The organism is Gluconobacter sp. Dm-62 (genome assembly GCF_018256155.1).
Lineage (GTDB): Bacteria > Pseudomonadota > Alphaproteobacteria > Acetobacterales > Acetobacteraceae > Gluconobacter.
Genome location: NZ_JAERLY010000002.1, coordinates 468,302 through 492,753 on the forward strand (window position 1 = coordinate 468,302; position 24,452 = coordinate 492,753).

Annotated in this window: 20 protein-coding genes; 16 read left to right on the forward strand and 4 right to left on the reverse strand. The window is 52.1% G+C overall.

Going from position 1 to position 24,452, the window contains the following annotated elements; all coding sequences use genetic code 11:
* The 11 genes from eda (at window position 1) to JK202_RS04025 (ending at window position 12,700) form a co-directional block, all read left to right on the forward strand.
* A complete protein-coding gene (gene eda / locus JK202_RS03975; protein ID WP_211558435.1) occupies window positions 1-624 on the forward strand; it encodes a bifunctional 4-hydroxy-2-oxoglutarate aldolase/2-dehydro-3-deoxy-phosphogluconate aldolase in 624 nt (207 codons plus the stop codon).
* 107 nt (window positions 625-731) lie between these two features.
* On the forward strand, window positions 732-1,295 hold the full coding sequence (locus JK202_RS03980) for a metal-dependent hydrolase (RefSeq protein ID WP_211558437.1): 564 nt from the start codon (window positions 732-734) through the stop codon (window positions 1,293-1,295).
* Window positions 1,292-2,869, forward strand: a complete 1,578-nt coding sequence (gene purH, locus JK202_RS03985) for a bifunctional phosphoribosylaminoimidazolecarboxamide formyltransferase/IMP cyclohydrolase (RefSeq protein WP_211558439.1) — start codon at window positions 1,292-1,294, stop codon at window positions 2,867-2,869. Before JK202_RS03980 ends, purH begins: the two co-directional genes overlap by 4 nt.
* A gap of 503 nt (window positions 2,870-3,372) precedes the next feature.
* Complete coding sequence (locus tag JK202_RS03990) at window positions 3,373-4,665, forward strand: flagellar hook-length control protein FliK (RefSeq protein ID WP_211558441.1); 1,293 nt, start codon at window positions 3,373-3,375, stop codon at window positions 4,663-4,665.
* A gap of 16 nt (window positions 4,666-4,681) precedes the next feature.
* Window positions 4,682-5,422 carry a flagellar hook assembly protein FlgD gene (locus tag JK202_RS03995; protein ID WP_211558443.1) on the forward strand — a complete coding sequence of 247 codons (741 nt, stop codon included), beginning with the start codon at window positions 4,682-4,684 and terminating at the stop codon, window positions 5,420-5,422.
* 176 nt (window positions 5,423-5,598) lie between these two features.
* Window positions 5,599-7,278 carry a flagellar basal-body MS-ring/collar protein FliF gene (fliF, locus tag JK202_RS04000; protein ID WP_211558445.1) on the forward strand — a complete coding sequence of 560 codons (1,680 nt, stop codon included), beginning with the start codon at window positions 5,599-5,601 and terminating at the stop codon, window positions 7,276-7,278.
* Window positions 7,278-8,282, forward strand: a complete 1,005-nt coding sequence (locus JK202_RS04005) for a flagellar motor switch protein FliG (protein ID WP_211558447.1) — start codon at window positions 7,278-7,280, stop codon at window positions 8,280-8,282. Before fliF ends, JK202_RS04005 begins: the two co-directional genes overlap by 1 nt.
* Window positions 8,282-8,914: a hypothetical protein gene (locus JK202_RS04010; protein ID WP_211558449.1), complete on the forward strand. Its 633-nt coding sequence runs from the start codon at window positions 8,282-8,284 to the stop codon at window positions 8,912-8,914. The genes JK202_RS04005 and JK202_RS04010 overlap by 1 nt, the downstream gene beginning before the upstream one ends.
* Before the next feature lie 17 nt (window positions 8,915-8,931).
* Entirely contained in the window at window positions 8,932-9,246 is a 315-nt protein-coding gene (gene fliN / locus JK202_RS04015) for a flagellar motor switch protein FliN (RefSeq protein WP_211558451.1), read from the forward strand.
* Window positions 9,247-9,307: 61 nt separating this feature from the next.
* Window positions 9,308-11,407 carry a flagellar biosynthesis protein FlhA gene (flhA, locus tag JK202_RS04020; RefSeq protein ID WP_408872137.1) on the forward strand — a complete coding sequence of 700 codons (2,100 nt, stop codon included), beginning with the start codon at window positions 9,308-9,310 and terminating at the stop codon, window positions 11,405-11,407.
* Window positions 11,408-11,941: 534 nt separating this feature from the next.
* On the forward strand, window positions 11,942-12,700 hold the full coding sequence (locus JK202_RS04025; RefSeq protein ID WP_211558455.1) for an NAD kinase: 759 nt from the start codon (window positions 11,942-11,944) through the stop codon (window positions 12,698-12,700).
* Between the two features lie 3 nt (window positions 12,701-12,703).
* Here the strand turns inward: JK202_RS04025 and JK202_RS04030 are convergent, their stop codons facing one another.
* Genes JK202_RS04030 through JK202_RS04040 form a run of 3 tightly spaced genes read right to left on the reverse strand, consistent with a single transcriptional unit; the run spans window position 12,704 to window position 15,116 of the window.
* On the reverse strand, window positions 12,704-13,636 hold the full coding sequence (locus tag JK202_RS04030) for a 2-hydroxyacid dehydrogenase (RefSeq protein WP_211558457.1): 933 nt from the start codon (window positions 13,634-13,636) through the stop codon (window positions 12,704-12,706).
* A gap of 29 nt (window positions 13,637-13,665) precedes the next feature.
* Window positions 13,666-14,139: a low molecular weight protein-tyrosine-phosphatase gene (locus tag JK202_RS04035; protein ID WP_211558459.1), complete on the reverse strand. Its 474-nt coding sequence runs from the start codon at window positions 14,137-14,139 to the stop codon at window positions 13,666-13,668.
* Window positions 14,136-15,116, reverse strand: coding sequence for an AEC family transporter (locus JK202_RS04040; RefSeq protein WP_211558467.1), 981 nt, complete (start codon window positions 15,114-15,116; stop codon window positions 14,136-14,138). The genes JK202_RS04035 and JK202_RS04040 overlap by 4 nt, the downstream gene beginning before the upstream one ends.
* A 162-nt stretch (window positions 15,117-15,278) precedes the next feature.
* On the opposite strand from JK202_RS04040, the gene JK202_RS04045 reads away from it, so the two are divergent.
* Window positions 15,279-15,590 (forward strand): hypothetical protein, encoded by a 312-nt coding sequence (locus tag JK202_RS04045; protein ID WP_211558718.1) that lies wholly within the window; start codon window positions 15,279-15,281, stop codon window positions 15,588-15,590.
* Between the two features lie 20 nt (window positions 15,591-15,610).
* Here JK202_RS04045 and acs read toward each other — a convergent pair whose 3' ends face one another.
* A complete protein-coding gene (acs, locus tag JK202_RS04050; RefSeq protein ID WP_211558469.1) occupies window positions 15,611-17,518 on the reverse strand; it encodes an acetate--CoA ligase in 1,908 nt (635 codons plus the stop codon).
* Between the two features lie 884 nt (window positions 17,519-18,402).
* Between acs and JK202_RS04055 the strand changes: the two genes are divergently transcribed.
* From JK202_RS04055 to JK202_RS04070, 4 genes are all read left to right on the forward strand, one after another.
* Window positions 18,403-20,520: a hypothetical protein gene (locus JK202_RS04055; RefSeq protein WP_349291818.1), complete on the forward strand. Its 2,118-nt coding sequence runs from the start codon at window positions 18,403-18,405 to the stop codon at window positions 20,518-20,520.
* A gap of 198 nt (window positions 20,521-20,718) precedes the next feature.
* A complete protein-coding gene (locus JK202_RS04060; RefSeq protein WP_249199650.1) occupies window positions 20,719-21,174 on the forward strand; it encodes a DUF3576 domain-containing protein in 456 nt (151 codons plus the stop codon).
* Between the two features lie 7 nt (window positions 21,175-21,181).
* Entirely contained in the window at window positions 21,182-23,779 is a 2,598-nt protein-coding gene (gene leuS, locus JK202_RS04065; RefSeq protein ID WP_211558474.1) for a leucine--tRNA ligase, read from the forward strand.
* The gene (locus JK202_RS04070) at window positions 23,779-24,450 is read left to right on the forward strand and encodes a hypothetical protein (RefSeq protein WP_211558476.1); all 672 of its coding nucleotides are present in this window, start codon (window positions 23,779-23,781) and stop codon (window positions 24,448-24,450) included. The genes leuS and JK202_RS04070 overlap by 1 nt, the downstream gene beginning before the upstream one ends.
* Window positions 24,451-24,452: the final 2 nt, after the last annotated feature.

Below are 24,452 nucleotides of genomic sequence, written 5' to 3' on the forward strand. Positions count from 1 at the left end.
ATGATCGATACTGCCAAACTCGACGCCGTCATGAGCCGTTGTCCGGTCATGCCGGTGCTGGTTGTCAATGATGTGGCGCTGGCCCGTCCGATGGCCGAGGCTCTGGTGGCTGGCGGACTGTCCACGCTGGAAGTTACCCTGCGCACACCCTGCGCCCTGGAAGTCATTGAGGAAATGTCGAAAGTGCCTGGCGCGCTCGTCGGTGCCGGTACGGTTCTGAACCCGTCCGATATGGATCGTGCCGTCAAGGCGGGTGCCCGCTTCATCGTGAGCCCGGGCCTGACCGAGGCGCTCACAAAGGCCTCCGTCGAGCATGACGTTCCGTTCCTGCCGGGTGTTGCCAATGCGGGCGACATCATGCGCGGTCTCGATCTGGGTCTGTCGCGCTTCAAGTTCTTCCCGGCCGTGACGAATGGCGGCATTCCCGCTCTCAAGAGCCTTGCGAGCGTTTTCGGCAGCAATGTCCGTTTCTGCCCAACGGGTGGCATTACCGAAGAAAGCGCTCCGGAGTGGCTGGCCCTTCCGACCGTTTCCTGTGTTGGCGGCTCGTGGGTGACAGCCGGGGCGTTTGATGCGGACAAGGTCCGTCAGCGCGCAACAGCAGCAGCACTTCTGAAAGTCTGAACGCGCGGTCACAGAGGCTTCACGGGGCTCGCATCATGGTGTGGGCCCCGTGAACGTTTTATGAACAAATGGTTTGCGGGACGGCGGGAAGCAGATCATAAGGGCGCGTGACTGGACGTTCCCATCTGTTGATCGGCGGCTTTGCCGTGCTCTGTGCCATGCGCTGGCATATCCTCTCGCCTGAACCATTTTCTGTCTGTACAGGCCTGCTGGGCAGTCTCCTGCCCGATATCGATACCGAGCGCTCCATGCTTGGCTGCCGGGTGAAATTCCTCTCGCGTTTTCTGGCAAAGGCCTTTGGTCATCGCGGTCTGACGCATTCCGGCCTGATGCTGCTCGTGATTGCGGCCATATCGCAGGGTCTGATGGGCCCCGAGAGCCTGCGCGGCCCCTGGGGCGCTCTCCTGCTGGGCGCGGCGACGCATATCGCCGCTGATCTTCCAACCGGCGGATGCCAGTTCCTCGCGCCCCTCAGCCGTTCGAGACTTTCGCTCTGGCCTTACGTCCGGACTGGCGGCATCGGGGAAATCATGCTTCTTGTGCCCATTCTCTGCCTTCTGGGTTGGGCAGGATTCTCTGGAAAAGGCCCGGTTGCGGGTCATGTTCCTCCCCCTGCGCATCCCTCCCGGTTGCGCGGACATGTTTTGAAGGATATTTCATTCTCATCATGACTGAGACCCGACTCCCCGTCCGCCGCGCCCTTCTCTCCGTTTCTGACAAGACGGGACTGATCGAACTGGGGCGTGCACTTGCCGCCCACGGTGCGGAACTGCTCTCGACGGGGGGCTCAGCAAAGGCCCTTCGCGAGGCGGGTCTGACAGTCAAGGACGTCTCCGAGCATACCGGCTTTCCTGAAATTCTGGACGGCCGGGTCAAGACCCTCGTTCCGCAGGTGCATGGTGGCATTCTCGGACGCCGCGATCTTCCGGCCCATGTTGCGCAGATGGCGGAACACGGTATCGCCCCGATCGACCTCGTCTGTGTGAACCTCTATCCGTTTGCGGCAACCGTCGCATCGGGCGCTGGTGACGAAGACTGTATCGAGAATATCGATATCGGTGGTCCGGCTATGATCCGCGCGGCCGCCAAGAACTTCGATCACGTGACGATCCTGACCGACCCGCAGCAATATGCCGCAGTCCTGACGTCGCTTGAAAATGGTGGAACGGTTCTGGCGGAGCGCCGGGACTATGCTGCGTCCGCCTATGCCCACACGTCTGCCTATGACAGCATGATCTCTCGCTGGTTTGCAAAACAGGCCGGAGAAATCCTGCCGCCTGTCCTGACCCTGAGCGGAACGCGTGATGACCTGCTGCGCTATGGTGAAAACCCGCATCAGAAAGCGGCTTTCTATCGCGATGGAAGTCAGCGCCCCGGTGTGGCGAGCGCCCGGCAGCTGCAGGGCAAGGCTCTGAGCTACAACAACATCAACGACACTGATGCGGCGTTCGAAGCTGTCGCCGAGTTCGATGAACCGACCGTCGTGATCGTCAAACATGCCAATCCGTGTGGTGTGGCCTCTGCCGCAACGCTGGAGCAGGCCTGGATTGCAGCCCTGCGCTGTGATCCGGTCTCGGCGTTCGGCGGCATCGTTGCTGTGAACCGTACGCTGAACGGGGCCACGGCCCAGCGGATCAGCAAGATCTTCACCGAAGTGATCGTGGCACCGGACGCCGATGCCGAGGCTGTCGAGGTTCTCTCCCGCAAGAAGAACCTGCGTCTGCTGCTGACACAAGGTGTGCCGGATCCGGAAGCCGAGGGTCTGTCATTCCGCTCCGTCGCCGGTGGTTTTCTGGCCCAGACCCGCGATGCGGGCCGGGTAACGAAGGCGGACCTGAAGGTTGTGACCAAGCGCGCGCCAACAGATCAGGAAATGGCGGATCTGCTGTTTGCGTTCCGTGTTGCAAAGCACGTGAAGTCAAACGCTGTCATCTATGTTCGCAATGGTGCCACCGTCGGGATCGGCGCGGGGCAGATGTCGCGGGTAGACAGCGCGCGTATCGCAGCGCGCAAGAGTGAAGATGCGGCCAAGGAAGCTGGGGAACAGGCACAGCCGACGATCGGTTCAGTGGCTGCCTCAGATGCTTTCTTCCCCTTTGCGGATGGTCTTGAGAGCGTCGTTGCGGCCGGTGCCGTGGCTGTCATTCAGCCAGGTGGCTCCATCCGTGACCAGGAGGTGATCGATGCGGCAGATGCAGCCGGGATCGCCATGGTATTCACCGGCATGAGGCATTTCCGACATTGAAAAAGCTCGCTTTCGCCAGCCTGGCCCTGGCTGTGTCCATTTCCGCAGCCGAGGCGGCCCCCTGCGTCTATGACATGACACCGCTGCCTGTGACGCAGGGAATCGTATCCGGTATCACACCTACTGGTGTTCAATTGCGCAATGGCACGACTGTCATTCTCCCGGAAGAGTTCCTGGCAAGCGTTCGTCTGAACCAGAAACTCGCGGTCAGAGGGCTCGTTTCGACGACAACGCATACAGTCCAGGCATTGGCACTCGACGGTACTCCCCCGGTGTGCCCAAACGCACCAAAAGTTCCACGTGGACCGTTCGCGGGTTCGCCTGCATACGACGCGATCCGCCCCTGAGAGGTGGCGCCCAAAATCCCGGATTCCCTTAGGAAAAACTGATGGAAGGTTTTTTCTAAGGGGTATTCCCTCGAATGGGTTAAACACTTTCTTTACGGTTTTTGTGCCAAAAATCTCCGGGTTTCCCATTGTTAGCGGATCCGGAGGCACAAACTCTTGTCACAGGTCACGACATCCGCGGTTGTATCGACAACTGGGTTGGGGCACATCGGCCCCGAGACGCAACTGGCTTCAAATGAGCGTTTCCGCGACTTTTTGGAAAGCTATGTGCATCCGGAAACCCCGGCACATGCTGCAAGCAATCAGAAAAACTCCTTAGCTAAGCAGCCCTCGACGAAAACGGTTGTGTCTGCAGGGGATCAGAAAGCTCAAAGTCACCTGCCAGACACTAAGCCCGTAGTGCAAACGGTTGCGCGCAAAGACGGGGCATCTGATTTTGGGCATAGTGTCGGCTCTGGGAAGCAGACGGCTATTGCGTCTAAAAGTATATTACAGAATGCAGTCCAGAAAAGCGCAGTATCACCCAATAGAGAGCAGCAACAAAAACTGGGAAAGGCTACCCAGCAAGGGGCAGCGCAGGCAAAAATAGAAAATTCCGACGATAAAAGTGCAGTTATTGATGAAAAGAATCAGGAGAAAAATTTTTCAGTGGAGGTTGGCGAAGCTGACGCAACGGAAAACGTCTCAGCCGGGCAGGCATCTACAGAAGTAAAAACGCCTGATGCCGATACAGCCAGACCTCTTGCCGCCGATACGAACCAAAAAGATGATGTGTCGTTTTCCGAAGACGTATCTACCGCCAACAAGAGTGAGAAGTCACTTACGGCGGTTTCGGATGACGTTACAGAAATTAAGGACACCGCTGTATCGGAAATATCCGTCTCAAAAGAGAGTAGCACGTCTTTTCATGTAGACTCGGCTCATACCGAAAAAACATCCTCTGAAACACTAGATGAATCGTCTCAGGCGGCTGAAACAGAAGTTGCGCCGGAAACGAAAGATGATGAAGAGCAGATTTACCACCGAAATTCTGAGCAGCCTTTACTTTACCAGAAAAACAGTGATGGGAATACGACCACTCATATCGAAATGAATATCGGCTCCAACGAAAAGGTACATGTAGAGATTGGTAAAAATTCTACAGAAGAACATCGAATTCGCATCGATACAGATAATCCGGAAATCTACCGCTCTCTCAACGACGATCGCAGCACCTTACTTACAACATTGGCGGGAAGTTCAATTCCTGTGCCTGGTGCGCAATCCATAATTCCTGCTGATATCCAGATTAGTCTTTCATTACCATCATTCTCCAACATGTCATCTCGTTCTGAACGGGAACAGGAAAATAAACAGTCGTCTGGTAACTCACATAGTACTACATCCACGAACGCTAGAACTGTAGCTGAGCGCCGGTTTTTGCGCGGCGTTGTCGATCTCACTGTCTAGGATAGGATTCGAAATTATGGTTTCTTCAGTTGGCACAACGACGAGCAGTACATCTCTTTTAAGCCAGGCTATCGCAGCGGCTAAAAGTAACGCTGTTGCAAATTCGGCGTCGGCATCTTCCAGCGCATCAACGAGTGCAAGCAGTTCAAGTAGCTCTCTGTCTTCCCTGGGTGGAAATTTCAATCAGTTTCTCACGCTTCTTACGACACAGTTGCAACATCAGGATCCCAGTAATCCAACGAGTACTGATTCGTTTACTGCGGAGCTTGCGCAGTTTGCGGGTGTACAGCAGCAGGTCGAAACCAATACAAACCTGACCAGCCTGATCTCCGCAACGCAGGACAATCAGATGGCTTCAGCGGTGAGTTTGATTGGCAAAACAACAACTGCCAGTAGCTCCAGTTTGCCACTGCAGAGCGGATCAGCCGCGATGTCCTTTACGGCACCTCAGGCAGGCGATGTTGCGATTGCCGTTACTGACAGCACGGGGACCGTTGTGAAGTCTGAAACAGTAGATGCGTCAGTAGGCTCAAACACCTGGACTTGGGACGGCAAAAACAACAGCGGTACGCAGCTGAGCGACGGAGCCTATACGGTTGCAGTAGAGGGAAGCTCCACAGACGGCACCAGTGTTGCTCTGCCCACAACCATTACTGGAACTGTAACAGGTGTTTCAAAGAGTTCGACCGGAGTTAATGTCGATATGGGCGGTGCTGCAATCGACATGAGCGATCTTACGGGCTTTTCAAGCACCTGATTCCAGTCGGCAAGAATGTACTTTGTTAGGCGTACGTTAACCTTTGTGCTCCACAATACACATCATCAAAAGTTGGGTTTTTAGGGGTAGGTGCGCATGTGGGCAGTGCAGGGAGGTTTTTCTAAAGGAAATCGCTGCGATCACGATTTCCAGAAGAGCCGGAAAGAGAGCCGCCGGTGAAAGCGCTTCTAGCAAACCTCAAGCAGCTGGGACTTCCACGCCTGGCAGCTCTCGGGGGCGTCGGCGTCGCTATGCTGATCCTGCTTGGTGTTCTTGTACTCCACGGGATCAATGCCACTAATGGTCTCTTGTACCGCGATCTGGAGCCGCATGAAGCTGGTGAGATCGTAGATCAGCTTTCAAAAGCTCATATCAAATATCGCCTTGAGGACCAGGGCAGTACAATCATGGTGCCTGACGACGATGTTGCACGTGCGCGACTGCTTCTGGCTCAAAGTGGTCTGCCATCTGGAGGCTCGGTTGGGTATGAGATTTTTGACAAGGGCAATAGCTTTACGGCTACTCAATTCGAGCAGACCATTAATGAAACCCGTGCTCTTGAAGGAGAATTGGAACGCTCAATTCGTCTGATCCATGGGGTCAGGAATGCGAGAGTACACTTGGTGCTGCGTCATCGTGAGCTGTTTTCAACCGATGAGCAAAATGCACAGGCAAGTGTCCTTCTTTCAATGGACGGGGGGCGCCGCCTTGACGAGGAGAGCGTTACTGCTGTCGTCAACTTGGTGTCAGCTGCGGTTCCTGGGCTCGATGCGCATAATATCTCACTGATCGATAACCGAGGTCATGTTCTACTTAAGCAGGGCGAAGGAAGTGCGACCGGCAGTCAGTCTCTGGAAGAGCAGCGACAATTGACTGAACAGCGTATTGCGCGTGAAGTCGAAGACCTTTTGGGATCGTCGCTAGGTCCTGGACATGTCCGTGTCGAGGCGAACGTGACAATGAATAATGATCATGTCCGCGAGACACAGGAAAACTATGATCCTGATCAGCAGGTTTTGCGCTCGCAACAAACCAAAACAGAAAAAAATATTAATACACAGGGTTCAAATAATACGACGGTCTCCAATAACCTCCCGAATGCCAATGCTGGACAACAACAGAATGGCAGCCAAAGTAGCCGTCAAGAACAGACAAATAATTATGAGATAAGTAAAACAGTGCGGACCCTGATTCAGGACCAGCCGCGGATTGCGCGTATTAGTATGGCTGTAATGGTAGACGGTATTAATCAATCGGACGGAAAAGGCCATTTATCATGGCAGGCCCGAAATCAAGAAGAGCTGAGCCGCCTAACAGCCCTCACCAAAAGTGCGGTTGGCTTTGATCCGGCGCGTGGGGACGTCGTAACGGTAATGTCCATGAAATTTACGGATATGGAGACGGAGATGCGGCCGTCTGCCCCTGTTTGGTATAAATTTTTGAGCCGCTCTAACCAGATGGAAGCAGTCAGGTTCGGTCTTTTTGTTCTTTGTTTAGCAATGGTATTATTTTTTGTGGTTCGACCGCTGCTTAGGCCATTAGGAGATGCGGGTGATCGAAAGCCATTTAATCTCCAAGCTCCAGATTCAAGGCTCCAATCGAATGCCATTGCGGTGCAGGCAAATACATATTCAGGAGATAACCAACTGGAGCGGCAAATAGCACCAATGCTCGGATCCTCATATGTGAGTGCTGAACCAATCGACGAAGAAACTGTCTCTGTTAACGGAGTACAGGGAAAAATTAGGGCTTCATCAGTGCAAAAAGTTGTGGACCTTGTGGAAACACACCCTTCAGAAAGTATAGCTTTGGTTCGAGGATGGTTGATGCCTTCTCATGAGGGAGTAGGTCGATAATGGAAAAAAATATCTCAGGAGTGCAAAAAGCAGCTATCTTGATGATGGCGCTTGGAGAAGAAAATTGCTCCCGTTTGTTCGAGCAGATGCATGAAGAAGAGATCAGAGAAATTTCCTCATCAATGGCCCAACTTGGCATTGTCTCGTCAGACATCGTAGAGAAAGTATGTCACGAATTCAGCCAGGGGCTTGGTTCTGCTGAAGGAGTGATTGGGGATCTGGATACCACCGAAAAATTGCTAAAGAATGCTCTTCCCGCTAACCGTGCTTCGGCAATTATGGAAGAAATTCGAGGTCCTGCAGGACGTACGATGTGGGATAAACTTGGTAATGTATCGGAAGCAGTATTAGCCAATTATTTAAAAAATGAATATCCGCAAACAGTTGCGGTTATTTTAAGCAGGATTAAATCTGCACATGCAGCTAAGGTTTTAGCTCTTTTCCCTGAAGAATTCTCATTAGATATTATGATGAGAATGCTAAAAACTGAGACGATACAAAAAAATGTTCTTCAAAGTGTAGAGAAAACTCTTAGATCTGAATTCGTTTCAAATATTCCGAGAGGAATTAACCGTAATAGTCATGAAGTTCTAGCAGACATATTTAATAATTTCGACAGACGTATTGAAGGTCGATTTATGACGGCGTTAGAGGAGCGCAGTCAGAACGATGCAGAACAAATTAAGAGTCTCATGTTCACCTTCGAGGAGCTCGTAAATCTTTCGAGTGAGAGTCTTATAGTATTATTAAACCAGATTCCGCGTGAAAATCTGCCTTTGGCGCTTAAAGGTGCAAGTGACAAACTGAGACACGCATTCTTGGCCTCAATGTCTGAGCGTGCAGGACGTATTCTCTCGGAAGAAATTGAGGATTTGGGCCCAGTACGAGTAAAAGATGTTGAAGCGGCTCAAAATGAAATTCTCGTGGTTGCAAAAGATCTCGTAGATCGGGGAGAAATTGATTTAATTGATCAAGAACAGCCAGGTAATGAGATGATTTCGTAATGGATAAATTAAAAAATAATACATCAGATATTCTATACTACGAAGATTTTGATCACGTGCCATTTCAGGAAGAGAAAAACCTAGAACAGGTACAGGAAATCATCGAAATATCAGATAAGAAAAAATTCTCCGAACAGGAATTAGAGGAATCTTATAAGAAGGGTTTTCGGGAAGGGCAGAAAACAGAGAAAGAAATATCTGAAAATGAAAAAAAAGAATTAATACATGATTCTTTCAAAGAAATATCAAATAATATTTTAGAAATACAAAGAATTATAGAAGAGAGTAAAAATGATATTTCTAAAAATGTATCGTTTTTGCTAATGAATATTTTTGTAAATTTATTCCCTAATATTATTGAATCTTATGGATTTAAAGAATCTCAAAAAATGTTTGAAAAAATTATTCCAATTATTAGATCTAAATATGGCGCGAAATTAATGTGTTCTAAAGGTTTTATGGATACTGTAAAAATGAACTTGCCAGGAATTCTAGATAAAAAACTAGATTTTCTTGTTGATGACTCAATCAAAGATGGAGATTTCAAAATTTTTTGGGATTCTGGCCACTTATTTCGAAGTGCAAGTAAAGATATTGAAAAAATAATATCGGAAATTTTTCTTCTAACCTAGTATAAATAGGAGTGAACATGCCAAAGGAAAACCAAGACATAGAAAAGGAAGAATTTGCCGCTCCTGATAAGGTAGCAGATACATTTTCTAATGATTTACAAGCTATTTACGATATCCCAGTTACTGTTAGCGCAGTTTTGGGGCGCGCAACGATGCCGATTAATCAACTGCTTAGATTGGGTAGAGGAGCCGTTGTAGAGTTGGATCGAAAAATTGGCGATCCGATAGATATACTTGTAAATAATAGGCTAATAGCGAGAGGAGAAGTTGTTATGGTTGATGATTCTCGTCTTGGTGTGACTATGACTGAAATAATAAAATCTGAAAACTAAAATAAAACTTTATTCTGGAAGAAATAAAATGCAAAACTCTGAGAGGAATTTTTCTTCCGGAATGGATAGGTTATTTTCTTCGATTGCTATGCCTACCGGCTTATCCTCTTTGAGGAAGTGGCTCCCGGGATCTGATATCGGATTAGCGCTTTCAGTATCTGCATTACTATCTATACTTGTTCTTCCATTGCCGACATTGGTATTGGATGTGGGGTTATCACTATCAATCACGCTTTCAATTCTAGTGTTGATGGTGGCATTGTTTTTGAATAGACCATTGGATTTTACGTCGTTTCCAACATTGTTGCTGTTAACGACACTGTTACGGCTTTCTTTAGAGGTGGCAACTACTCGTCTTATTTTAAGCCATGGGTACGAAGGAACGTATGCCGCGGGGCATGTTGTTGCGGCTTTCGGCGGCTTTTTGATGGGCGGAGATGTTGTTATCGGAGCCATCCTATTTTCGATACTTTTGGTTGTTAACTTCATGGTTATTACCAAGGGTTCGGGACGTATCGCAGAAGTGGCAGCCCGATTTTCTCTTGATTCTATGCCAGGGAAGCAGATGGCAATTGATGCTGAACTGGCTTCAGGTGCGATTACGGATTCCAAAGCACGCCACAAGCGTAAAGAGCTGGAAGAAGAAAGCGGTTTTTATGGCGCAATGGACGGTGCAGCTAAGTTTGTACGTGGTGATGCGATTGCCAGTTTGATTATAACGGCGATTAATATTGTTGGAGGACTAACAATAGGCGTCATTCGGCACGGGATGTTGATATCCGATGCGGCCACAGCATTTACGACCTTAACAATCGGCGATGGTCTGGTCTCACAAATACCAGCTCTCTTGGTTTCCACGGCTTCCGGTATAGTTGTAACTAAAGGTGGAACCGAAGGGGGAGCCGATGTGGCCTTGGTGAGGCAATTGGGGGGAAATCCTAAGCCACTTGCTTTGGCGTCTGGATCTGCTGCTGTCTTGGCTTTGATGCCGGGTTTGCCGACATTTCCCTTTCTGTTTCTAGCAGTTTTGACCGCCGCTGCGTCATGGATGAGGTACCGTATGCCGGTTAATGATAAAAATAATGGGGAAGATACGGTTGTGCTTCCTGAAAATACTGCCCCCGCAGAGGCGCCGATATCAGAAAGCCTTAAAGTGGATTTACTTCGACTTGAGTTGGGATTTAATTTGCTGGCAATCGCCAGTGGAGAAGGTGCCCGGCTAACAGAAAAAATTAAAATACTTCGCAGAACCATTGCAAGTGACATGGGGTTTGTTTTGCCTCCAGTCCGTATCCAAGATAACCTCGGCTTGGCTCCGGATTGTTATTCGGTTTCTATTAAAGAGATAAAAGTTGGTGATGGAGAAGTTAAGCTAAACAAGCTTTTGGCCATGGACCCTCGCGGTGGAGAGCCTAATATCGAAGGTGAAAAGACAAGGGAACCCGCATTTGGTTTGCCTGCTTTGTGGATCGACCAAAACTTGCGTGAAAATGCTATTATCCAGGGATATACTGTTGTTGACCCGGCTAGTGTAATTATTACCCATTTAACCGAGTTGGTTAAAGAAAATATGGCTGACCTTCTTTCTTATGCTGAAACACAAAAGTTAATAGATGAGATGCCGCGTGAGCAACAGAAACTAGTAGTGGACTTAATTCCATCTCAGATATCTATCAGTACCGTTCAAAGAACGCTTCAATCCTTACTTGACGAAAGGGTATCGATTCGTGACCTGACGACTATCTTGGAGGCCTTGCAAGAGGGGTGCAGTCTTGGCTTGAAGACAGTATCAGCTTTAGTCGCTCACGTTCGGACCCGGCTGGCTCGCCAAATTAGTGCTTCAGCTACCGGTCCGCATGGTTACATCCCAATTTTATCGTTAAGTCCGGAATGGGAAGTATTTATTTTTGATCATTTATCGAGTTCAGTAGACGAAAAACAAATTAATTTTCCACCATCAAAAATGAATGAATTTGTATCGAGAGTGAAATTTGCTCTTGATAACGCTGTAAGGCAAGGAGAGACACCTATTCTCCTCGTTCCAAGAGTTATTCGTATTCCTATTAGAAGAATAATGGAACGGATACAGCCATCTATAGCTGTCGTGGCACAAGAAGAAATTTTTCCGCGAGTAAAAATTCGTACAGTGGGATCAATTTGATGCATAAAATGTAAGTTAATAAATATATTTATAGAGCTCTGCTATATTTTTTAAATGGTCAGGAAGAATTTTTGAGCCTTATCGCTACATTCCGTCAGATTATAAGCCTTTTGCGTGCTATGAAAATAAACTCATATTCTGTTTCGAAGCGTAGGGCGTTATTAAATCGCTTTGCGTCATCTTATGAAATTAGTTTTACCGCTTTATAAGTAAAAAATATCTCCATATCTAAAAATATTCGAATATTATAGTATAAATTTTCATTTGATCAATGGCCTCAACATTGTGAAAAGCTGTTAGGAAATTTCCTCCGATTGAGGGGAGATACGGTTCTTTTTAGTGTTGCTCCATTTCCAATGACGTACTCAGTTTCTCATTGGGAATGCGTTATTTCTTTAGATGAGCACATATTATACTCTGAACATCATGGCTCGGTTTGTTCGGAATATCGACGTGTCCCCGAAAGCATTCTGCTATGAAATTTTCTGCTACTGAAAAGACTTTCTTCTGATCTTGTGCTGATATAGTTCCGCTATGAAAATTCACTTTGTCGCCTCCTATACTGAGCCCGCTCAAACGGCTCTAGCCCGGCTCTCACAGAAGTACGGAAATGTTCGGCTTCACGATGCAGAGGTCGTAGTCTGCTTGGGCGGGGATGGCTTCATGCTCGAAGCGCTGCATAAAGTGCTGGACAGAAGTATTGCTATTTACGGAATGAACTATGGGACGGTCGGATTTTTGATGAATGCCGCTAATGAAGGCGATCTGCTATCACGCCTTGAAAAGGCGCAGCCTTCGGTTCTTCATCCATTACACATGACTGCCACAACAACTAAAGGTGAGATCAGGAGTGCACTTGCCTTTAACGACGTATTTCTCTTCCGGCAGACACGCCAGACATCCCGCATAAAAATTGAGATAGATGGTCGGACGCGGCTCGAAGAGCTTATCTGTGATGGAATAATTGTTTCCACACCTGCGGGATCGACAGCATACAATTTGTCTGCTCATGGACCTATTGTGCCATTAAGCGCCAATATTCTTCCTCTTACGCCGATTTCTGCTTTTCGTCCCCGCCGTTGGCGTGGAGCTCTTCTACCATCATCTGCTGTTGTGAAGCTGACACTTTTGGATACTGACAAAAGAGCTACGGCCGCCGTAGCGGATTTTACGGAAATCCGTGATGTTTCAGAGGTTATTGTTCGAGAAGACCGGGGACGGCAGGCTACTATCCTGTTCGACCCTGATCATGGTCTCTCTGAACGGATTATTGCGGAGCAATTCGTTGCATAGGTTTCAGATCACTGGGGTCAGAAGTGTTTTATCCGTAAAATAAGCAATCAGATTGTCTACAACCAGTTTGGCCATTGCCGCTCTGGTTTCTACGGTCGCGGAAGCCTGGTGAGGCTGCAGCACAGTATTTTTCAGTGTAAGGAATGCCGGATTTATGTCTGGTTCGTTTTGAAAAACATCCAGGCCGGCGCCAGCGATCCGTTTCTCGTGCAATGCATTTAAAAGCGCGCTTTCATCCACCACAGTGCCACGAGCTATATTGATTAAAAAACCATCCTTCCCAAGAGTATCAAGAATATCCGCATTAATCATGTTTGCAGAACGCGGTCCTCCAGAGACTGCCAAGATGAGCACGTCACACCAAGTTGCCAACGCCTTTAGATCAGGTTCAAACCGACAGGGGCTTTCTGTCCGCGCGTGTGAATTGAAATAAGCTACTTCCATGCCAAACACGGAAAGACGTTTGGCAATTGCCTGGCCGATATGACCGAAGCCGACAATGCCTACCCGTTTCTCTGTCAGACTGTAGCCCAAGGGGGCCGTTGCAGAGTGCCATTTTCCTGCCCTGACAAACTGATCATTTGTTACTACACCCCGCATCAGGGTCATCATCAGGACAATGGCCATGTCAGCAACATCGTCTGTCAGAGTATTCTGCGTCGTAGCGACCCGGATATTTCGGCGTTTAGCTTCCTCTAGGTCGATGCGGTCGGTCCCTACGCCGTTTACGGATATGACCTCAAGGTTAGGCAGGACATTCATAACCTCGGCAGGAACGCCAGAACCTCCACCGGTTATAATGCCGCGAATTTTAGTAGCGTAAGTTTCAAGGGCGTGGAGGGAAGTGAAGGAGTGGACTGTAAAGGATTTCTCCAGCCTTTCTGTCATATTTTCGGAAAGAGGATCGATTGCGAGAAGGTCGGGACTGGATGACATGAGTTTCTCCATTCTGTCCCCCAAGACAATTAGTTTTGGGGCCTAGGGCCAAGTGTAGTTTGAGCAAGTGCGGCGCAAGCCGCTTCAACATCCTGCCACGTCGTCATGAACCCTGCGTCTGATCCGTAATAGGGGTCAATAACATCCTGTCCGGTACGGTTTGGAATATGGTCCAGCATAAGCGAAACATGCGTTTTGGATTGGCTTGGTTTCATTCGTGTGAGGATGGCAAGATGAGAGCGGTCGAGCGCGATAATATGATCAAATCGGTTGAAATCATCTTTGGTGACGAGGCGGGCTCTCAACATAGAGGCGTCCAGGCCTTGGTCAGACGCCACCCTGCATGTTCTCGGATCAGGGGCTTCGCCTAAATTCCAGCTGCCAGTTGCTGCAGAGTCGATATCAAGCGTCAGGCCACGTCGTTTGGCTTCTCGGCGCATTGCCAGCTCAGCCAGCGGGGAGCGGCATATGTTGCCTGTACACACAAAGAGGAAACTGGTCATGCACCTGTCAGCCAAATGAAAAACGCCATAGTGAGGATTGAACTTAACGTTCCAAAGAACAGAACGGATGCAATTTCGCGTTCCAGAACATGATACCGCATGGCAAGGATGACATTGATGGAGGCGCTGGGGATGGCCATGGTGAGCACACTTGCCTGAAGCGCCGGCAGGGGAAGGTGCCATATTTTGGCGAGGCCGTAGATGATACCTGGGATAACGACGTTCCGGACGCTGACAATGACGCCGACCAAAGGACTGAATTTCACCTGACGGGTGAAAAGCACCACGCCTGAAGCAAATAGAGCTGCACCGCCGGTTGTACGACCAAGCAGTTGGAGGGAGCCTTTGAGAAACTGCGGAAGAAAAGCGCCGGCACTGACCAGAATGAGTGCCAGCATGGGCACCCAGACAACCGGTTCCCGGCAGGAATGGATCAGGTGTCCGAAAAGCTCCCGAAGTTCATTCCGCGCTTCGCCTTCTGTTTCGACGCGATGGCGTGTGCCGCGGTCATGTCCCATCAGGATCAAAGTGATGGGCAACTGGATCAGATTCATAGCCAAGGACGCTATTGAGATCGGTACTGAGCTGGCGGGGCCGAAAATCTGTCCGAGAACAGGGATGCCAATGAAGGGAACGGACGGTCCTGTGATGGTCATGGCAATCAGGGCGGCTTCACCCAGGCGGCGTTTGAAAACGCCGCGCAGGATGGCAAAAATCACGCCATAGCCCCCAACCATAGCCAGCAGGATCAGAGCGGCCACCGGTCCCGCAGCCAGAACCTGGCCTCTTGGTGTGCTGAGGATGGACGCCAGCAATTCCAAGGGGAGCGCGTATAACATGACCAGACGCGTCAGGACACCAGCCTGCTGGGCATCAAAATCTTTTCGATACGCCGCAAAATATCCAAGTCCCAGCGTCACGAGAATCGGGAGAATGGACTGAACGATCGTCAGCAGCAGGGCAGGCGAATTCGTCATAGGTGACCCATGAAAAAGGAAGTCCGTTCGGGAAAAGATCACCTTTCGTAACGGTCACCCCCACATTCGTCTATCCCTGCGTCACATCACAGTTGACCAAAGCTGCGGAGAATGGCTTTGTGGAGTGATCTTGTCCTCTTTCGATCGGTGCCAGATTACGTGATGCAATCCATACTCGATACGTTGTGGGGTCTGATCCTCGGTCTGCTGGGCGTAATCGTGGCTGGTGTTGCGATTATCGAGGTCATGGCCCGTTCTGTACTCGCCAGTTTAGGGATACAGGGGAATCCACAGACAGTTCTCCTGTTCCTGCTTCTGGGTGGATTGATTGTGGCATCGTTCAAGATTTTTGGACGGCTCTTTGCGGTCCTGCTGGTCGCTGCGTTTTCTGTCTACTTCATGCATGTTGTTTTCGGGTTTCTGAGCGATGCGCTCATTCCGGTTCAGACATCGGGTGCGACAACCGATGTCTGAACCTTCTCTGGTCTGACAGTTTAACTCTTCGGTGTCTGGATGATGCTGATCAGGGTTGCTACGATTTCCGGATCTGCGAGAGTCGACAGATCACCAAATCCTTCTGTTTCTCCACAGGCGATCTTGCGGAGCAGGCGCCGAACGCTTTTTCCAGAACGTGTCTTGGGAAGATCGGGCACGACATGAATACGTTCGGGGGCGGCATAGCGTCCCACCTTTGATGTGATGGCCTTTGCCGCCCGGAGGTGCAGGTCTTCCGGGGCATCTGCGCGCGGTACAACATAAACGACAATTCCCTGTCCCTTGAGGTCATGGGGAATGCCAATCGCAGCGCTCTCTGCGATTGCCAGATCAGCCGCTAATGCGTCTTCGATTTCGGCAGATCCGATCCGGTGTCCAGAGACATTGATGACATCGTCCACACGCCCGGTAATCCAGTAATAACCGTCCTCGTCGCGTCGGGCGCCGTCCCCTGTGAAGTAATATCCGGAGTAAGGTTGAAGATAGGTGCGCTCGAAAAGCGCGTCATCGTTCCAGATGGTAAGGGCGCGGCCGGGCCAGGATCCCTGCAGGCAAAGTACGCCCTCCGTGGCACCTGCCTTAGGAGCGCCACGTTCGTCCAGAAGAACAGGATGGACGCCGGGGAGGGGAAGCGTGGCAGATGCTGGTTTTTCCTGTACGGCACCCGGGACAGGCGAAATCATGATCCCGCCGCTTTCCGTCTGCCACCAAGTATCAACGAAGGCACAGCGGCCGCCACCGACATGGTCGTTGAACCAGGACCAGGCTTCTTGGCTAATAGGTTCGCCGACAGTTCCCAGAACCCGCAATGAAGAAAGGTCGTGGCGCTGCACAACGTCGTTACCTTCACGCATGAGGGCGCGGATGGCGGTAGGGGACGTGTAGAATGTCGTGACCTTGTGATCCTGGATCACATTCCACCAGCGACCTGGGGCTGGATAGGAGGGCATGCCTTCAAACAGAAGGATTGTCCCTCCATTCAGCAAGGGACCGTAAACGGCATAGGTATGGCCGGTAATCCAGCCGATATCGGCTGTACACCAGAAGATGTCTCCTTCCTGATGGTCGAAAACCAGCTCATGCGTATAGGACGCCCAGACCAGATACCCTCCGGTACCATGTACGATTCCTTTGGGCTTTCCGGTACTGCCCGAAGTGTAAAGCAGGAAAAGCGGCGCAGAGGCGGCCATGTCTTGCGGTATGCAGTCAGGAGCAGCTTTGTCCACGAGAGGGGAAAGCCACCTGTCCCGTCCCGTCGTCATGCTGACGTCATCTTCCGTCACGCTCACGACCAGAACGTGGCTGACAGCAAGCGTTTCCGGGCGGAGATCAAGTGCGCTATCAAGGGTGGTCTTGAAGGGAATCCGTTTGGCGCCGCGTCGACCGACATTGGCGGTAATGACCAGAATTGCCCCACTGTCAGCAAGCCTGTCGGCAATGGCTTCAGGAGAGAAGCCGCCAAAAAGAACTACATGGATCGCTCCGATCCGTGCGCAGGCGAGCATTGCGATGAGGCCTTCGGGAACGGAAGGCAGATGGATGGCCACCCGATCACCTGTCCGAACACCCTGTTCCCGCAGAACATTTGCGAGACGGCAAACACGCTCATGGAGCGTTCGGTAAGTGAATGTCAGAACCCGACCAGCTTCTTCAGCCTGCCACACAAGGGCGTTCTGATCGCCGCGTGTCGCCAGGTGCCGATCCAGGCAGTTGACGCTCGCATTCAGTATCCCGTCAGGAAACCAGCCATGCTCTTCACACAGAATCCGACTTGGGTTTGCAGTCCACGTCAGTCTTCTGCTCTCATTCTTCCAGTAAAGCCCGGGCTCGGCAGCGGCACGTTCCACCCGCGCCGTATAGTCCGCCGGAGAAAGACGGAATGTATGAGGGTGAGACGAGAGGGGCATAGACCTGAAAACCTTACGCACGAAAGACGAACGCCATATAGCGAATGTGTCGTTATATTCGGCTTGGAAGATCGGAAATAGGGAGAATTTTTCCTGTAGAATCCGAAAACGCGAAGCGTCTCAACACTTCAGTATGAGTTAAAAAACGCAGGCATCTGGAATGATATGGTGTCCGCGAGAGGATTCGAACCTCCGGCCCCAGGATTCTTACCACTTCGGTTTTCACCGCCATGCACTGAAGCATGTTTGTGGTCTGGACTGTCTCTTCACCACAGCTACGAAAACGAAGCCAAGGTGTCGCCCGTACAGTCTCTACACCTTCGTTCCAGCGCACCGAAACGCTTGGCTCGGGATTGGCACGATCGAGATGATCAGAGCGTTCCCCGAATTTGAGCGAATCCACCATGCGGTTTCCCATCATGGCGCCCAATTCGAAACCTTAGGAATCCTGTGCTCTATCCTGCTGAGCTACGCGGACACACAGCCAAACCGTACTCTGGTTGAAGTGTCTCTGCAACCGTGCCTGTCTTGATGCCTGTGCAAAGCTGAAAATTTACCACGCAGAACGGATATCCGAAGGACTGTGATTGGCAGGTGACGTTTATGCTATTTAAACTTTTTCTGCTTATTCTTTCGGGTGCGGCCTTTGCTGTGGCCTTGCGCAGCCCCTTTTTTCCATCAAAAAGGTGGTCTGTATTTTTGGTAGTACCAAATCCTGAGTAGGGTAGATCGCATTCGCGTCTGGCATCCTACACAATGCTCCTTGAATGGGGTTTTGCAGGTTTGACTGGGTTGAGAATTGCCATGATCTGCATTGTTTGTGACGACATACTGAAACGGCGTGAGGCTTTCGTCCTTTCTGGTGCGGGGCGCTGACCGTGGAGGTGAAGATAGTGGACAGTGTCAGTCATCATGTCCGCGAGACAGACCCCACGCTCCTGCGCCTGAAGCTGTTCGGGCAGATGGAAGCAAAAACCCTTACGGGTGAAAGCGTTCTGCCGGTGGGGAGCAAGACGCGGGCTCTGCTGGCTATCCTCGCTCTTTCAGACCGGAAGCCTGTCCTGCGATCCCGTCTCGCCGAATTGCTGTGGAGCAAGCGGCCAGAGGATCTGGCGCGCGCTTCCCTTCGGCAGGAAATCCATCGCCTTCTTGATGCGCTGAGCCCGATAGGTGTGGAGGTCATCGATGTGCAGCGGCACTCACTGGCCCTGAAGTCAGCGCTGACATCTGTGGATGCCGAAAAGTTGCTGACAGTCAGTGTCCGCACAATTGACGCTGTGGCATTTCCGGAGGAACCGTTGCTTGGAGAGTTGGCAGGGGTGGATCCAGCTCTGGACGACTGGCTTGTTCAGCAGAGAAGACGCCTGTCAGCCCATCTTCAGAATGTTTGTGAAAGTGCCGTCCAGGAGCTGACTGACTCAGATCGGGTCGAGGCTACGGCTGAGCGTCTGCTGAAATTTGACGGACTGAACGAGATTGCCTGGCGTGCCAGAATTCAGTTGGCCCTCCATCGAGGAGACTATGGCCGCGCAGTGTCGCTCTCCGATCAGATGGCGCGTGTTGTTGAGGATGTTGAGGGGCACGTTCTGTCGCCTGCGACACAAAAGCTGCTCGCAAGCATCCCTGATGAGCATACCGCCGGTGAGCCAGTGCAAGACGCCGTCCAGCCGGCGCTGTCGGGGAGCAACTCTGAGGTTACATCACTGGTTTCTGTAAGACGCCCAGATCCAATGTTGGCTCTGCCGCTCCATTATGCTGCGCAACACTCGTCATCAATGGAGCCCCAGAAAATTGCACTGGTTTTTCTGGCGCCATCTTGTACTGATGAGACCCTTTTAGGGTATCGACAAAGTCTGCGCGATCAGCTGGAGCTCATGTTTGTTAACATGGGAACCTTCGATATTCTTTCAATTGCGGATATATCATCTCCTGACTCCGTCAATGCTCCGTCGATTTATCAGAGCCTGGGCGCGGACTACGTCATTTCGGGAAGTTTGCGGGCCGGGCAGGAGGACGGGGCCGATAACCGTCTTATCCTTCGTGTTCTGGATGCCCGGCGTGGAGGGGTCATAATTTGGGGAACGCATTTCGATTTCCCTTCGTCAGGCCCTGATGAAGCTACAAATAGCATTGTGGCGCCGATGCAGGCGATGCAGTGGAGTATCTTCGTCGCAGAAGCACGCCGGATCGCTGCAAGGTCGGATGCTGAGCTTTCAGCGCTTGGAATGGCCCTGAGAGCCTTCATGCTACTTTTGCGGCATGACTGTACGCTTTTTGACAGGATTGGATTTCTGCTGGAGCGCGCTGTTGATCTTGGAAAAGACGATGGGGCGATTGCGCTTATTGATGCGCTATATTGCTATATTCGTTTTTTAAATGAATGGGGAATTCAAGCGGAATCTGTCTTCGCTCGTGGACTGAAGAGCGTTCGTGTTGCTGTTTCGCTGATGCCTGATCTGCATGCTGTTGAAGTTCTTTTGGCGGCGTATCTGATGTACGAGCCCGGTAGCCATGAAGCCGCTGTATCAGTGGCTCGGTCTGCTGCAGAGGATATCTCGAGTAACGATAGCCATCACAAAAATTCTCCAGACCTTCGGATGGTAGAGATTGTCCTGAATCTTCTTTGCGGAGAGATGAAGTCGGCTGCGGGCAATGTGAAGAAGCTGTTAGAGAATGGATATCGTTCTCAGCTTCTGGAGCTTCTGCGTCCAGTTTTCATGATGATCCTTTTATTGGGTGAAGACTATCAGAAAGTAATTTCAATGGGAAGGCTGGCCTCTGGACTTTATCCGTCCTGCCCCAGTTCTTTGGTTTATTACCTTGTTTCGTTGATTGAAGTGAATGATTTTCCAGAAGAGGCGCAGCAGGTCCGCCGTCATCTGCTTCGTCTGGCGCCAGATCTGACAGTTTCCAAGGTTGTCAGCCGGTTTCCTTTTGTTGAAACAGCTCAACGAACGAGGCTGACTGAAGCGCTGTTCAAGGCGGGGATTGCCGGAGAATAAGATCATCTTCCTTCTGGTGCTTGGCCTTGTGCCGCCGGCGCGATATGAACACTCAAACAGAAGTTGCCGGCTGCAGGCCTCGCCAGTCTGCATCCTTGCTTGTGACCGGCCCTGGCGCGGCCCGCAGGACCACACATGATGTCTCGCATCCAGTTGACCGTTCTTCGACCTCTTCATCGACCGATCCCTCGTCTTGCTATGGGCTTTCTGGCTCTTGGCGCTCTGGCTGCCTGTGGCGGCGGACGCGATCCCAGCACCCTGACCGCGCCTCGCAATCATCTTCTCGGGGTAGATCGCGGTGCTGAAGGTGGCGCTGACGAACTGCGGGGGGGTGTGAACGCCTATCTGTGGCGTGGTGCAATCGATACCCTGTCCTTCATGCCTCTGGCATCGGCCGATGCGGTTGGTGGCGTCATTCTGACGGATTGGTATCAGCCCTCTGCGAGCCAGAACGAGCGGTTCAAGATTGCCGCTTATGTGCTGGATCGCCGATTGCGCTCTGATGCCCTGCGGGTCTCTGTGTTCCGACAGGTACTTCAGGACGGGCAATGGGAAGATACTCCTGTTTCCGCAACCACGACTTCTGATATCACCACCCGTATCCTGACACGGGCGCGCCAACTGCGTGCCGAAAACGGTGAGCGGGATAACTGAGCCAGACATGAGCGATACCACAGCCCCCGCATTCGATTTCCAGAGCCGCGAGCCGTTCTGGCAGGAAGAGTGGAAGCGGCAGAATGCCTTTGCGGTTCCGGATGTTCCTCCTGCTGACCGCCCGAAATACTACGTTTTGGAAATGTTCCCGTATCCTTCGGGGCAGCTCCATGTCGGACATGTCCGGAACTATACGCTTGGGGATGTGGTCGCGCGCTACAAGCGCGCCCGTGGTTTTGCCGTCATGCATCCCATGGGATGGGATGCTTTCGGTCTTCCGGCGGAAAATGCAGCGCGTGAGCGGAACGTCCATCCGGGCAAGTGGACGATGGACAACATCGCCACCATGCGCGGCACGCTCCAGCGCCTCGGGTTCTCGCTGGACTGGGAGCGGGAAATTGCGACCTGCCTGCCGGAATATTATGGCAAGCAGCAGAAGCTGTTCACCGACATGCTGGCAGCTGGACTGGTCGAGCGGCGTGATTCTCTGGTCAACTGGGATCCCGTCGATGAGACGGTTCTCGCGAACGAGCAGGTCGTGGATGGACGCGGCTGGCGCTCCGGAGCGCTGATCGAGAAAAAAAAGCTCTCCCAGTGGTTCCTGAAGATCACGAAGTTCGCCCAGCCCCTGCTCGATGATCTGAAGACGCTCGATCGCTGGCCCGAACGCGTGCGGACGATGCAGGAGCGCTGGATCGGTCGTTCGGAAGGCGCACGGGTCCGCTTTGCCCTGCATCAGCCACCTGCAGGGTATGACGAGGATCTCGACAGCGTCGAAGTTTTCACAACGCGTCCTGATACCCTGTTCGGTCTGAGCTTCGTCGGGATTTCGGCGGAACATCCTCTGGCCCGCAAAGTTGCCGAGACCAATCCACAGGCAGCAGCCTTCATTGAGGAATGCCGCCGTCTCGGAACGTCCGAAGAAGTAATTGAAGCTGCCGAAAAGCGCGGATTCGACACAGGCCTGCGTGTGGCCAATCCGCTTGATCCCGAAAAGACGGCGCCTGTCTGGATCGCTAATTTTGTCCTGATGGATTACGGCACGGGCGCCGTATTTGGATGCCCGTGTGGCGATCAGCGCGATCTCGATTTCGCACGCAAATACGACCTGCCGGTTCCGCAGGTTCTGCTCCCTGCTGGACAGGATGCCGAAACCTTTGTGTTGGGCAAAAAAGCGGTTTCAGGCGATGCGACACTTTTCAATTCAGGGTTCCTTGACGGGTTGGATCCTGTTGCGGCCCGGACGAAAGTTATTGAGCGACTTGAAGGTCTGGGAGCTGGCCAGGGCGTTGTGAACTGGCGTCTCCGCGATTGGGGTATTTCCCGGCAGCGCTACTGGGGCTGCCCCATTCCCGTCATCCACTGCGACACCTGTGGTCCGGTTCCGGTGCCTGACGAGCAGCTTCCCGTGATCCTGCCGGAAGATGTGACGTTTGATCGTCCCGGAAATCCCCTCGATCACCATCCGACCTGGAAGCACGTGGATTGCCCGCATTGCGGCAAGCCTGCTGTCCGCGAGACCGATACATTCGATACCTTCGTTGACAGCTCGTGGTATTTCGCCCGCTTCACCAGTCCGCATGCCGAAACGCCAACGGTTCCGGCGGCTGCCAATGGCTGGCTGCCGGTCGATCAGTATATCGGTGGCATCGAGCATGCGATCCTGCATCTGCTCTATGCCCGTTTCTTCACGCGGGCGATGCATGAAACCGGGCATCTGGATGTGGACGAGCCATTTGCCGGTCTCTTCACCCAGGGCATGGTGACGCATGAGAGCTATCGGGACGACAGTGGCTGGCTGTATCCTGAAGAGGTCGAGCGTCAGGGTGATCAGGTCGTGCGTCGTGAGACGGGAACACCGGTTCAGGTCGGTCGCTCGGAGAAAATGTCCAAGTCCAAGCGCAACACGGTGTCTCCGGTCGACATCATCGAGCGTTATGGCGCGGATACAGCGCGGTGGTTCGTCCTCTCCGACAGCCCGCCCGAAAGGGACATGGAGTGGACGGCGTCAGGCGTTGCCGCTGCTGCCCGCTTTGGTCAGAGGCTGCATCGCCTCGTGTCGGCTGTGGCTGCCCGTGATGCAGCGGACAGCGTGCATGGGGCGGCCGGAGATGACCTGCGTCGTGTCACGCACAGGGCCATTGCCGCGGTGGCTGAAGCCCTCGAAGCCTTTACGCCCAATGTCGCCGTGGCCCGTCTGCATGAGCTGACCTCCGCGCTGGCTGATGCGGAACGTGTCGAAGGGGCCGGCATCGCAGCGGCCCGTCGTGAGGCGGCGCAGGTTCTTTGCCTTCTTGTCGCGCCCATGATGCCTCACCTCGCAGAGGACATGATGGCCGTTCTGGAGCCCGGCAGTGCGCTGGTTGTGGAACGTTCCTGGCCGGAAGCCGAAGAGAAATGGCTGGCCGTGCAGAGTGTCACGATAGGCGTACAGATTCTTGGCAAGCTGCGCGGGACCATTGAAGTCCCCCCCAACACGCCGAAGGACGAGGTGCTCGCAGCAGCGAAAAATGAGCCAAATGTGGCCCGTCTGCTTGAAGGAAAGCGACTGGTGAAGGAAATCCATGTTCCCAACCGGATCGTCAACTTCGTGGTGGCAGGCTGATGTCTGAACGACGCGGCGCCTTTCTGCTTACGGCTTTTCTTTTGTTGGGGGGGTGTGGCTTTTCACCCCTCTATGGGAAGCTGACCCCGAAATCCGATATGTCGGAAGAGTTGGCACAGATTTATGTGGACAACATTCCGGGGCGGTACGGTCAGGAACTGCGTCTCGCCCTACAGAAGAATTTGGCGGGTGCCGGGCCGGAAGATCCTCATAAATACATGCTGAAAGTCTATTCCGGCATGAATGAGGAAGCGATTGACATCCATCAGGACAATACATCCGGCCGGACGCGAAGCACTGGTGCCGCGCATTGGGTCCTCATTACCGTGGAGCAGAATCCCCGTCTGCTGGCGCAGGGGGATGCGACGACGCTGGACGGTTTCAACACCAGTTTCGAGCAGTATTTCGCGCAGACGCTGAATGATGAAACGCTTCAGGCGCGCGTTTCGGATACCCTTGCGCAGACTGTGACCCAGCAGATTGCGATCTGGTTCCGAAACCACAACATGCCTGAAAAGGCAGCGCCTGATGAATTGCCGCGTTATCTGAATACCGATCGCATGCCGGACGATAACGGGAACTCTGCGACTGACCGGACTGGCGTGGATGGCTTCCCGGCTTCCGCAACGGGCCGTCTGTCACGAAGCACGACCAGTACGTCTCCTCAGTAAGT